The sequence below is a fragment of the Rhizobium sp. 25PS6 genome (assembly GCF_032464655.1).
Classification (GTDB): domain Bacteria; phylum Pseudomonadota; class Alphaproteobacteria; order Rhizobiales; family Rhizobiaceae; genus Rhizobium; species Rhizobium laguerreae.
Genome location: NZ_JAWDIV010000016.1, coordinates 143650 through 155662, shown reverse-complemented (window position 1 = coordinate 155662; position 12013 = coordinate 143650). Strand labels below are relative to the sequence as shown.

The window sequence follows — 12013 nt, the reverse complement described above, 5'->3', positions numbered from 1 at the left end:
TTGTAATGCGACATCGGCTTCGAAATTGACGACAGGATGCGGCAAGCCGCAAGCTGCCGATCCCAGTCGATGACATCGCCCGACTCTCCGGGCAATTATCGTCAATTGCGACATGGCGTAAAGACCCGCTCCGCAAAGAGGTCTGCTGCCGAGATCGACCGCCGTCTCGTTTGCGACATCTGCCGGAATTTGCCCTTCCGCCGGCCGGCTGCGAGACTATTTTTTTAACATCGCCTTAAGCATACGGTCCTATCCTCCTGGTGATCACCGACCGACCGAAGAACGCGAACCATGGCCAAACTCCGTTATTTCGACGCGAAAGATGCGAGCAGATCGCAAGAGCCGCAGCTGATTGCCGCTCATTCCGAATTCTTGCGCACCGGCCGCATTCCCCGCGAGCGGCGGCATTGGCTGGCAGAGGAAAAGCGGTATTTCACCCATGACGAGGTCGCCGCAAAGACCGGCCGCAAGCTGCAGGTGGCCGGCGAAAAAACGCATCAGAACATCAACGGTTTCCACCATTCGATCCAGTTTCCGAAGATGATCTTCCACCGGACGCTGCAGGATAGCCCGCATCTCGGCTATTGCCACGTCACCGCCGCACGGACGAAGTTCGCCCGCTACGAGGAGGTGAGCTGGGCTTTCTATATCGCCAATTTCTACTCCGACATCGGCGACAACGACAATTTCTTCGAGCGCATCGACGTCGGTTATTCCCGCATGTATTTCGCCGTCGCCATAAAGCCAGGCGAAGAGTCCGCGGAAAAGATGACCATCGACCGGTCGGTGCGCGGCAACGGCCTGCTTTTCCGCACCCACGATCCGCAGGCGGCGATCCGCAACATCCTGCTGCTCGGCGCCCGCAACGAACAGCTGCGCGAAATCATCCGGCAGCTTTAAGCGATTGATCGCGGGCGGCGGAAAGCCTAATGACTGCCGGGAGGAACACGGGCAGGACATGGCACGCACGATCGATATCACGGCAGACAGGCAGGCAGCGCTGGAGGCGGCCTCAGCCGCTCTTGCCGACGGCTTTGCCATCGCCATCCCGACGGAGACCGTCTACGGCCTTGCCGCCGACGCCACCAATCCTTTGGCCATTGCCCGCATCTACGAGACAAAGGGACGGCCGCGCTTCAACCCGCTGATCTGTCATATGGCCGACCTCGCAATGGCTCAAGAACATGCCGAGTTCGACCCGGTCTCGCGAGCGCTCGCTGAAGCCTTCTGGCCCGGCCCGCTCACCCTCGTGCTGCCGCTAAAGCCTCAGAGCTCGATCCATTCGCTGGCGACCGCGGGGCTCGACAGCGTCGGCATCCGCGTGCCGAAGGGGTTCGCTGGCGCTTTGATCGGCGCCTTCGGACGGCCGCTCGCGGCCCCCAGTGCCAATACCTCAGGCGGGGTCAGCGCCACGAGTGCTGCCCATGTCGAAGCCGATCTCGGAGCGAAAATCCCGTTGATCCTCGATGCCGGTTCAAGTGCTGTCGGCGTCGAATCGACGATCGTCAAGGCAGAGGGCGGCCAACTCAGGCTGCTTCGGCCGGGTGGACTGGCGGCGCGCGAGATCGAGCGTGTTGCAGGCCAACCGCTGCTGCGGGCGAAGACGGCATCGGCGGCCATCGAGGCACCGGGCATGCTTGCCTCGCATTACGCGCCGGGTGCTTCCGTGCGCCTCAATGCAACGGCAGTCGAACCCGGCGAAGCGCTGATCGCCTTCGGCAGCGCTGCGGTCTCCGGCGCGGACAGTGCGCGGATCGTCCTCGATCTCAGCCCGCGAGGCGACCTGGCAGAGGCTGCCGCCAATCTTTTCGACTATATGAAGCGGGCCGATGCCAGCGGCGCTCAGAGCATCGCCTTTTCGCCGATTCCCAAGGAGGGGCTCGGCGAGGCGATCAACGACCGCCTGCAGCGGGCAGCCGCGCCCCGCGACTGAAGGACCGGAAACAGGATGGAGAATCGAGCCCGATGAGCAGCATTTCCAACGAGGATCTCGACCGCTTCGTGGCGATCGTCGGCGAAAAATACGCGCTTCGCAGCGAGGCCGATCTTGCGCCGCATCTGATCGAAAACCGCGGGCTCTATCACGGCTCCTCCCCTCTCCTCTTGAAACCCGGCTCGGTTGAGGAAGTCTCGGATATCATGAAGCTTGCAACGGAGACCGGAACGGCGATCGTGCCGCAGACCGGCAATACCGGCCTCGTCGGCGGCCAGACACCGCGTCAGGGCAAGTCCGATATCATCCTGTCGCTCGAACGCATGAACAGAATTCGCGATGTTGATCCGGTGGCGAATGTGCTGGTGGCCGATGGCGGCGCTATCCTGGCCGAGGTGCAGAAGGCAGCTGAGGCGCATGGGCGGCTGTTTCCGCTGTCTCTCGGCTCGGAGGGCTCCTGCCGCATCGGCGGCAACCTTTCCACCAATGCCGGCGGCACGGCCGTGCTTGCCTATGGCAATATACGTCAGCTCTGCCTCGGCCTTGAAGTGGTGCTGCCGACCGGGGAGATCTGGGACGGTTTACGCCGCCTGAAGAAGGACAATACCGGCTACGACCTGCGCGATCTCTTCATCGGCGCCGAAGGCACGCTCGGCATCATCACCGGCGCGGTGCTGAAGCTCTTTCCCCAGCCGCTCGGCCACCAAGTGGCCTTCGCCGGCCTGAATTCGGTGACGGACGCCCTTGCCCTCTTCAACCTCGCCTCCAGCCTCTGCGGCGCCTCGCTCACCGGTTTCGAGCTGATGCCGCGTTTCGGCGTCGAGATCACCACGCGCCATATCGACGGCGTGCGCGATCCGCTCGAGGCCGCCTATCCCTGGTATGTGCTGATCGACATTTCGACGTCGGATTCGGCCGAGACGGCGGAACGGATGATGAGTGGCGTGCTGGAACAGGGCTTCGAGGCCGGGCTGGTGCTCGACGCCGCAATCGCCTCATCGGTAGCCCAGCAGAAGGCGCTCTGGCACATGCGCGAGAGCATGTCGGACGCGCAGAAGCCGGAAGGCGGATCGATCAAGCACGATGTTTCCGTGCCCGTGTCGAAGATCCCGCATTTCATGGCCGAGGCCGAAGAAGCGGTGATGGCGGCGATGCCCGGCGCCCGCATCTGCGCCTTCGGCCATATGGGCGACGGCAACATCCATTACAATATTTCCCAGCCGCTCGGCGCCGACAAGGACGCCTTCATTGCCCGCTGGCATGAGATGAACCAAATCGTGCATGGACTGGTGCTTGCGCATGGCGGCTCGATTTCGGCCGAGCACGGCATCGGTCAGCTGAAGCGCGACGAACTGGCGGCGATCCGGCCAGCGATCGAAATCGAGCTGATGCGCCGCATCAAGCGCGCCTTCGACCCAGCCGATATCATGAACCCGGGAAAGGTTGTCAGCCTCGATCCGCGAGGTTAACGATCAGGGCATTTCCCCATGGTTGAGAGCGCGAGTTCAATGTCATCTCCTGCTACTCGGCCCAAGAGATCGCCGATGCCGGCCCCTCATCCGGCTGCCGCCACCTTCTCCCCGTAAACGGGGCGAAGGGGATATGCCGCAACCTCTCCGTCCCCCGCTCACCTCTCGCAGGGCACGTCCCCTCGCCCCGTTTTTACGGGGAGAGGGTTAGGGTGAGGGGCAGTCATTGACGCCAACCGGACAGCTGTAGCTCAAGCCTGGGACGACGAAGCGCGGGGGAAACCCGCTGCGTACTTTGCCGGGAATCGCCTTAGGCCTACTGCGTGCCGCCGTTGGTCAGGATCATCAGCGCCGGCGACTGCTGGGTGGCGTTCTGGACGTCGTACATCGCGGTGAACCGCCGCAGCAGCTTATCGACCTTCTTCGGATCCTGGAGATCCTCGAGCTTGACGAAGCGGTTGATGAGATCGGCCTGCTTGGCGACATCCATGCCGGAGATCTGCGACGGCAGGCTGTAGGCTGTGGTGATGACCTGATAAAGCGCCCTGTCGCCGAGGATCCCATAGATCGAGGTGATGCTCGAGGCCTTGCGGCTGAAATAGAGCGCCAGGCGGACGCCGTCGTTGCTTTCGCCCTCCTGGTTCTCCATCGTTTGCTGAACGTAGAGCTCCTGGGTGTGTTCCTCGGCCGCCTTGTTCTGGATGGTGCCGATCTTGGCACGGGTCAGGTTGCCGTCCTTGTCGAAATTGAAGGCGGCGACGATGTCCTTGAATCGCGCGTCGGCGGTGGCGTTGAGATAGCTCTTCTTGTCGTCGGGATCGGAGGTGAAGATCTTCTTCAGCGTTGCCTTGTCGTAATCCTCGGGGTCAAGGTTATTCGCCTTCAGCACCAGGTCGGTCAGCCGACTGTCGTCGAGGAAATCGTCGAGCGACTTTACCTTTGCCATGCCCTTGGCGAAATAATCGACTTCGGCCGTCGCGTCCTTCGCCGCCTTGTCCTTTACCGGACCGTCCTTCATCAGCATGGTGATATGCGATCTATAATCGGTGGCGTATTTGGCCATGGTCGCGTCTGGCAGCGCCTGGAAGGGTGATGCCGCCTTGCCGTCGGGGCCGAAGTTGAAGGCGCGCGCAAGGTTGGTGATGCGTTCATCCTTGAGCGAAGCGACATAGCCGTTCGGATCATAGGCATCGCTGGTCAGGATCTTGCGCATCATCGAACGCGATACGTCCTGGTCGGTCAGGCCGAAAGCCTGCAGCGCCACATGGAAGAGATCCGGTAGATTGTCGTTGCTCTTGCTGAAATCGGCCGCCGAATTGCTGCGCAGGAAATCATTGACGCTGTTGACGTCGGAGAAATTCAGCAGGCTACTGCTGTCGGCCATAAGCTTCTGGTAGTTGGATGCGACCTCGTCGATCGCCTCGTCGCGCTCGTCGTCATAGCGCGCCGCGTAATTGTCGTTGGTGGTCTGTGCCTGATCGGCAGTCTGGACCGAGCTGACGACAGGAAGCGATCCATCGGCGGCGAAGTTGAAGTCGGCATTGAGATCGGCGTGACCGGCTGCGGCAGCCGCCGTCGCATCGGTCAGGATGCTCTTCAGGTCGGCATCCGAGATATCGAACGGCAGATTGTAAGTGCTCTTCAGGAAATTGGTGATGGCGTCATCGGCGATGAGATCATCGACATTGGCGATCGCCCCCATCCGTGCGGAATAGTCGTTGGTCCGCGCTGTCGCACTAATTTTCGTATTGCTGATCTGGGCGGCCGTCTGCGCCTGCATACCATCTTCAAGCGTGCCGTCCGCCTTGAAGTTGAAGGCAGCAGCAACGTCGGCATAAGTGCCGGTGCCGCTCTGGTCGGTCAGGATATTCCTGAGATCGAGATCACTGACCGTCGACGGGATGCCGAAGGCGTTGCGGACGAAATTGTTCAGTTTCTGGTCCGCCAGCAACTGATCGACGTCCGAGATGCCGGCGATGGTCGCCTGATAGTAGACGGCCGCATCATTGGCCTTGCTGGTGGTGCTCGCGCTCTGCGAGGCACTTTGCGAGGCGTAAAGGGTGGCGACAGAACCATCCGTCTTGAAATTGAAAAGATCGTGGACGTCGCTATAGCCCTGGGCGCTGGCAGCCGTGGGATCGACCAGGAAGGTCCTCAAGGTCGCATCTGAGACGCTGTCTGCGATCTGCATGCTGTTTCTGATGTAGCTGACGGCAACGGCATCGGACATGATGTCATCGACATTGGTGACATTGCCGATCATGCCGTTGAAATGCGCGGCGTTCGCCGCCGACTTATCGGTGGTCGACTTTCGTTGCGCTTCCGTCTGAATTACCGAACCGTTGATCGAACCGTCCGCCTGGAAATTGAAGTCGGCATTGATGTCGGCATGGCCCTGAGCCGCGGCATAGGCCGGATCCGTCAGAATGCTCTTGAGGTCGGCATTGCTGAAATTCGTGCCGAGACCATAGGCATCCTTGATATAGCGCGCCAGCACGTCATCGGCGAGCAGGTCGTCGACATTGGTGATGCTGCTCGATTGCGAGGTCAAGGTATAATAACTGCCGGTGTTCGACGCAGCCGACTGCAGGTTGTTCGCCTGGGCGATAGACTGGGCGCGCGCCGTGCTCGACGTCGAACCGTCCGCCTTGAAATTGAAAGCATTGTAGACATTCGTAAAGCCCATCAGCTGGGCATAGCCGGGGTCGGTCAGCACGGTACGCAGCGCTGCGGCGGTAAAGTCGGCACCCATGCTGTAGGCTGTCTTGATATACGAGGTCAGCCGGTTGTCGGCGACCAGGTCATCGACATTGGTGATCGTGCCGATCTTGGCGGTGTAATAGGCCTTGTTGTATTCGGCCGCCGTCTTGCCGACGTAATAGACGTCGGAGCCGACCGAATTGTCGATGATGACCGATTGGGAATTCAGTGTGTAGGACTCGATGACCGAGGCCTTTTGCGCGGCGGTCTGGGCCGTGCCGGTGACGGTGCCGTCGGCGTTGAAGCTGAACTGGGCGACAAGCGCTTTATACTTGTCGCCGCCCTGCGTATTGACGACGCTCGTGGGGTCGCTGAGATCGCTGGTCAGCACCTGCCGCAGAAAATCCTTCGACGCATAGGTGGGATCGATCTTGAAGGTCTTCAGCACATAGGTGCGCAACCGGGTGTTGTTGACCAGATCGTCGACGCTCTGCACGCTATCGATATTGTTGCTGTAATAGGTGCTCTCGGCGTTCGCGGCCTTTTCGGCGTCGGCGAAGGATTGCTTGTAAAGGCCGATGAGCTCGTCCTCCTGCGCATCCGTCTGCACGTCCTTCTCCGGCGCGTTGAAATTGAAGGCGGCGGCGAATTCGCGGTAGCGCGTATCGGAGAGCTTGTTGGCGTAGCTGTCGGGATCGGTGAGATCGCTTTCCAGCACCTTCTTCATGAAGGCCTTGGCGTAGGTCATGTCCTCGAGGCCATAGGCCTTCATCGCATAGCTGTAGAGCTTGTAGTCGCCGAGGAAGTCGTCGACATTGGTGACCTTGTTGATATGGTCGGCGTAATATTGGGCATCCTTCTTGACCGTCGTCTGCGACGCGACCCTGTTGAGGCTCGACGTCATGTCCCGCGACAGGATCGTGTAAGCGAGGGAAGCCGTGATCATGGAAAGCGCCCTTTTCGGCAAAATCTCTAAAAGAACGACGAAATGCTGGTGAGCACATTTTGCCATGGAAAGCTTACCTGAGGCTTACCTCCGGATGCGTCATTCCAGGACACCACATCGTTCACCTTCCGGAAACCCTGCCGGATTCGGTTTTGATAACCATCAGAGGAGGCAAAGTTTTCTTAACCGCAATTTTTAAGCTGTACGGAACGGCGGCTGCCTATTGTCGGCCATAGAGGACGAAAAGTCCCAAGGAGAAGACCGGAAATCGGCTCTCAGGTAAGACAAGGGTAGAATGAAATGAACAATCCCGTTATGAAGCCCGCCTGGGCTGGCACGACGTTACGCCTCGATCCGTCCCGCTTTCCCCAGCAGGTCAGCTACGCCATCCACGATTGTTCGGATGACGTCAATATCACGATAGACGAACGCGGTGCGGTCCTGCGCAAGGTCCTCCCCTCCAGCGGCCTGCCGCTCTCGATTGCGCTGCCGAAGCGCGTTTTCAAGGGCGTCGCCGCCCGCGCCATCGACCATGGCGACGGCGATGTCACTGTCACTCTCGAACTCCATCACACCGATCCGGAGCTCTGCATTCCGCTGCTCGTCGCCCATGATCTCAGCGACATCGCCGCCGACTGGCGCAGTTGGTCCGAAGCCTTCCGCATTCCGATGCTGATGGTCGAGGCCGACGGCGTCGCCCGGCCGCTCGAAGATCACATCGGCGCCTTGCGCACCAGCGACCTCAAGCCGCGCCGCCGTCATTCCTACTTCGCCAACCGCCGCCCGCGCTTCCTCGTGCGCCGCACCACCGGCCGGCTGGGCGTCGCCATGAAGATTGAGGGCAAGGAAATTATCGCCCGGACTTAAGCGAGATCGCGAAAGTCCCAATGTGGCAATGCCATTGAAACCCGGCGCCCGCGCCGGGTTTATCGTTTCATCCACCGTCCCAATCAGGGAATGGCAAACAGCAGCGAGACGAAGAGGCCGAAGAAGATGATCAGGCCGACGCGGTTGTTCGATTTGAAGAGCGCCAGGCACTGGTCGGGATCGTTGATATCGAGCCGGACGATCTGCCAGGCGAACATGCCGGCGGCGCCGAGCAGGGCCAGGAAAGCGATGAGATTGGCGCCGGCGAGAGTGAAAGCGATAAACATCAGCAGCAGCGTCAGCCCATAAAGGCCGATCAGCCATAACCGTGTCCTGTCGCCGAACAGGCGCGCGGTGGAGCGGACGCCGATCAGCTCGTCATCCTCCTTGTCCTGATGCGCATAGATCGTGTCATAACCGATCGTCCAGGCGACGGAGGCGGCGTAGAGCAGGATAGCGGCGAAGGAGAGGCCGCCCATAATCCCGGCCCAGCCCATCAGCGCGCCCCAGGAGAAGGCAAGTCCGAGGTAGAATTGCGGCCAGTCGGTGAACCGTTTGGCAAAGGGATAGAACGCCACGATCCCGAGCGAGAGCACGCCGAGGAAGACGTTGAGCCAGTTGAACTGCAGCAACACGATGAGGCCGACCAGCGCCTGCAGGCCGATGAAGATTTTCGCGTGGGCGCGCGTGACGCGGCCGGAGGGCAGCGGACGCGACCGCGTGCGCGCCACTTCCATGTCGATCTCGTGGTCGACGAGATCATTATAGGTGCAGCCGGCGCCGCGCATGGCGACCGCGCCGATGAAATAAAGGAACAAATGAGACACCAGCAAGCTGCCGGAATAGATCCCCTCGCCGATCGCCGCATTGGAAGCAAGTGTCGCCGACCAGAAGCAGGGCCACATCAGGAGTTGCCAGCCGATCGGACGATCCCAGCGCGCCAGCTGCGCATAAGGCCACAGCCATCGCGGCAGGATCCGGTAGACCCAGTTATCGGAAGGTGCGTCGGAAACGCGATCGTTGAAGTCGCCGGTATCGTGCATGCCGCCATCTAGCGGCGAGCCGTCGATGGGGTCAAGAAGCGATCACTGCACTGCCACTCGCATAATTCCTTCAATCGGAATCGGCTGAAGGCGAATTGTAAGCAATTCAGAGCGTTGAAACGTCCTTTGCGCGTCTTGAAAAGACGCGCGGCGCTGTCGATCACTGCAGTGAGAAATTGAATTTGTAGGTCGCCGAGACGCCGATCAGCAGCTGGTTCTTCGAGCCGCGCTCGCGCACGAGGCTGCTGTCGGCGGCAGGGCCTGCCAGCCGCTTATATTCCAGGAAAGAACTTGCCGACAGGTTTTCCGTCGCCTTCCAGGTGAGCGCCGCGCCTGCGCCATAGGACTGGATGCCCGACGACGGCTTGTAGGGATCAAGGCCGCTTGCCGCCGCTTGCTTGGCGTTGACGCCGTAATAGGCATCGTAATAGCCGCTGGTAGCGAAGGTCGCGCGCGGACCGCCAGATAGTTGCAGGTCGGGGGCGATATCGGTGAAGGCATCGACCGCGAGATCGGCGACGATGCCGTCATGGGCGCGGATGCCCTGGCGGACTTCGGCGCGGGCGCGAAGGAAGTCGGTCGGGTAAACCTCGACGAAACCGCCGGCTTCCGCCCCCCATTTGACCTTCTTCAAACCCTTCAGCTCGTTGCCGTCGCCATCATCGCGCGACGGCACGAACCTGCCGACGATGCCGGCGCGCACCGCGCCCTTGTCGATAAGGGCGAAGGAAGGATTGTCGTTGCGCGAGGAAAAACGCGCGCCGGCGCCTTGGCGGCCGACCGAGATCAGCGGGCTGAACTTGAATTCATTGTGCGACGAGCCCTCGAATTTCGGGGCGGAGAAGCCGGCGACGCCGACGCTCAGATACCAGTCGCCGGACCAGAAGTGCTGGCCGCTTTCCTGGGCGGCCACTGAGCCAGCAGATAAAAGGGCAATAGCCAAAGAGATCGATACGACTGATCGATGAGACACGTCCACACTCCAGAAAACGCAAAAACAAAGCCGCGGAGGGCGGCGCTCGCTACATCTATCCCGATGTCGTTACCCCAATGTTAACCACGGCGGCGAGATTGAGCAGGCAGACGACTGCGTCTGGTTTTTACCGCTGGTTCCAGCGGCGGATGACCGGCTCGGTCAGATCGTGCTCGTAGCCGAGCACGCTGATGCTGGCCGTATCGAGTACGAAACGGGAGCCGTCTTCCGGCGGCAGGCCGAGCCAGCGGGCGGCGAGGACGCGCAGGAAATGCGAGCTCGAAAAGACCAGGATGGTGCCGGCCGTTTGACGAAGTCCGCTAATCACGGCGTCGGCGCGATCGCCGACATCGGCGGCGAATTCGCCCTTCGGGCAGCCGTCGCGAAAGAGCTGCCAGCCGGGGCGGTTGGCAAGGATCGCCTTGGTGGTGATGCCTTCATAAGAGCCGTAGTCCCATTCGGCGAGATCGTCCTTGATCACCGCGCCCGATCCGAACCCGGCGAGCGCGCAGGTCTTGCGGGCCCGCTCGGACGGGCTCGACCAGACGGCGGAGAAGCTAAGGCCCGCCAGCCGGTCGGCGAGTTTGCGGGCGGCGGCCTCGCCGTTCGCCGTCAAGGGAATATCGCTGCGTCCGGTATGCCGCCCCGACAGGCTCCATTCGGTTTCACCGTGGCGGACCAGGTAGATCTCGGGAAACGCACTGCTCATCGGCACAACCTTTCATGAGAATTGGCTCCTCGGCAAAATCGCCAGCGGAAGCGGCATTTCCGGGGGATCAGAATGTCACCTTTTCGAGCGGGGCGCGCCTCGCCTCGAATTCCTTCAACTTCGCTTCATTCCGCGCAATGTAACTGCGATTGTCGGGAACGGCGAACTGGTTCTTGGCGATCTGGATCTGCAGGATGAAAAGCTCGTCCCAGCGGAAGCCCATTTCGGAACCCGCCAGATAGAATTCCCACATGCGGAAGAACTGCTCATCGTAAAGTGCTACCGCTTCGGCCTTGCGCGCCACGAAACGCTCGCGCCAATGACGCAGCGTATAGGCATAATGCAGCGGCAGGATTTCGATATCCTTGACCAGCAGCCCGGCCTTTTCAAGCGGCGGCACGACCTCGCCGACGGAAGGGATGTAGCCGCCCGGGAAAATGTATTTCTCGATGAAGGCATTGGTGCCGAAGCTCGGCTTGGGGCGGCCGATCGAATGCAGCACCATGACGCCGTTGTCGTCGAGCAGATCCGATACCTTGCGGAAGAAATTGCCGTAGTGGCCGATGCCGACATGTTCGAACATGCCGACCGAGACGATACGGTCGAACTTCCTGCCCGTCATGGTGCGGTAGTCCTGCAGTTCGAAACGCACCCGATCGGCAAGGCCGCGCTTTTCGGCGCGCTTACGCGAGACCTTGAGCTGTTCCTCGCTCAGCGTGATGCCGGTGAACTCGGCACCTTCCGTCGCCTCCGTCAGGTACATGCCCATGCCGCCCCAGCCGGAGCCGATCTCCAGGATGCGCTGGTTCGGCTCGAGCAGAAGCTTGGCGGCGATATGGCGCTTCTTGGCGAGCTGCGCCTCGTCGAGACCAATGCCCGGCGGCTCGAAATAGGCGCAGGAATATTGCCAGTCCTCGTCGAGGAAAAGATCGAAGAGCTTGGCCGACAGGTCGTAATGATGGGCGACATTGTGCTTGTTGCGATTGACCGGCACGCGGCTCTTCAGCTGCTGCCGGGCAATGCGGCCGAGGAGCAGTGCCGCCATCTTGAAATCGAAGATCTCGTTGGTGGTGTTCTGCTTCACCAGCGACAGGAAATCATAGATGTTGCCCTGTTCGAGAATGAACCGGCCTTGCATGTACATTTCGCCGAGCTTCATGGTCGGGTCGCGCCGGATGGCGTCCTCGGCCTCCTGATCGGCAAGGCGGGCGACAACGGTTTCACCGGTGCCGTCGCCGATAATATGGGTTTCGCCATTGGCAAGGGTAAGTTTCAACGAACCCTTGCGGACGATTTGCTGGACGATCGATAAGAATGCCGACGCCATGGACGCCTCGCAAATGTGACAGGATGGTCACATCAACTTAATCGCT

The 12013-nt window shown here is 60.8% G+C and carries 9 protein-coding genes; 4 read left to right on the top strand and 5 right to left on the bottom strand.

Annotated features, from left to right (window positions below):
- Positions 1–291 precede the first annotated feature (291 nt).
- The 3 genes from RWK44_RS23105 to RWK44_RS23095 are packed head-to-tail and all read left to right on the top strand — an operon-like array spanning position 292 to position 3402.
- On the top strand, positions 292–900 hold the full coding sequence (locus RWK44_RS23105) for a DUF6656 family protein (RefSeq protein WP_131642439.1): 609 nt from the start codon (positions 292–294) through the stop codon (positions 898–900).
- 58 nt (positions 901–958) lie between these two features.
- Complete coding sequence (locus RWK44_RS23100) at positions 959–1933, top strand: L-threonylcarbamoyladenylate synthase (protein ID WP_316029437.1); 975 nt, start codon at positions 959–961, stop codon at positions 1931–1933.
- Positions 1934–1965: 32 nt separating this feature from the next.
- On the top strand, positions 1966–3402 hold the full coding sequence (locus RWK44_RS23095; protein ID WP_316029436.1) for an FAD-binding oxidoreductase: 1437 nt from the start codon (positions 1966–1968) through the stop codon (positions 3400–3402).
- 316 nt (positions 3403–3718) lie between these two features.
- Here RWK44_RS23095 and RWK44_RS23090 read toward each other — a convergent pair whose 3' ends face one another.
- Positions 3719–7048: a DUF1217 domain-containing protein gene (locus tag RWK44_RS23090; RefSeq protein ID WP_316029435.1), complete on the bottom strand. Its 3330-nt coding sequence runs from the start codon at positions 7046–7048 to the stop codon at positions 3719–3721.
- Positions 7049–7348: 300 nt separating this feature from the next.
- Here RWK44_RS23090 and RWK44_RS23085 point away from each other — a divergent pair, with 300 nt between their 5' ends.
- Entirely contained in the window at positions 7349–7915 is a 567-nt protein-coding gene (locus RWK44_RS23085) for a DUF6101 family protein (protein ID WP_027666623.1), read from the top strand.
- An 83-nt stretch (positions 7916–7998) separates the two neighbouring features.
- Here the strand turns inward: RWK44_RS23085 and ubiA are convergent, their stop codons facing one another.
- The 4 genes from ubiA to RWK44_RS23065 form a co-directional block, all read right to left on the bottom strand.
- A complete protein-coding gene (gene ubiA, locus RWK44_RS23080) occupies positions 7999–8958 on the bottom strand; it encodes a 4-hydroxybenzoate octaprenyltransferase (RefSeq protein ID WP_316029434.1) in 960 nt (319 codons plus the stop codon).
- A gap of 160 nt (positions 8959–9118) precedes the next feature.
- On the bottom strand, positions 9119–9931 hold the full coding sequence (locus RWK44_RS23075; RefSeq protein ID WP_168284052.1) for a MipA/OmpV family protein: 813 nt from the start codon (positions 9929–9931) through the stop codon (positions 9119–9121).
- Positions 9932–10058: 127 nt separating this feature from the next.
- On the bottom strand, positions 10059–10640 hold the full coding sequence (locus RWK44_RS23070) for a histidine phosphatase family protein (protein ID WP_077976573.1): 582 nt from the start codon (positions 10638–10640) through the stop codon (positions 10059–10061).
- 67 nt (positions 10641–10707) lie between these two features.
- Positions 10708–11967 (bottom strand): SAM-dependent methyltransferase, encoded by a 1260-nt coding sequence (locus RWK44_RS23065; protein WP_131666089.1) that lies wholly within the window; start codon positions 11965–11967, stop codon positions 10708–10710.
- Positions 11968–12013 lie beyond the last annotated feature (46 nt).

Bases quoted from the DNA above. Each gene is read 5' to 3' on its own strand.
- RWK44_RS23090 (WP_316029435.1), bottom strand. From the start codon at position 7,048: ATGATCACGGCTTCCCTCGCTTACACGATCCTGTCGCGGGACATGACG.
- RWK44_RS23085 (WP_027666623.1), top strand. From the start codon at position 7,349: ATGAACAATCCCGTTATGAAGCCCGCCTGGGCTGGCACGACGTTACGC.
- RWK44_RS23070 (WP_077976573.1), bottom strand. From the start codon at position 10,640: ATGAGCAGTGCGTTTCCCGAGATCTACCTGGTCCGCCACGGTGAAACC.
- RWK44_RS23095 (WP_316029436.1), top strand. From the start codon at position 1,966: ATGAGCAGCATTTCCAACGAGGATCTCGACCGCTTCGTGGCGATCGTC.
- RWK44_RS23100 (WP_316029437.1), top strand. From the start codon at position 959: ATGGCACGCACGATCGATATCACGGCAGACAGGCAGGCAGCGCTGGAG.
- RWK44_RS23065 (WP_131666089.1), bottom strand. From the start codon at position 11,967: ATGGCGTCGGCATTCTTATCGATCGTCCAGCAAATCGTCCGCAAGGGT.
- RWK44_RS23105 (WP_131642439.1), top strand. From the start codon at position 292: ATGGCCAAACTCCGTTATTTCGACGCGAAAGATGCGAGCAGATCGCAA.
- ubiA (WP_316029434.1), bottom strand. From the start codon at position 8,958: ATGCACGATACCGGCGACTTCAACGATCGCGTTTCCGACGCACCTTCC.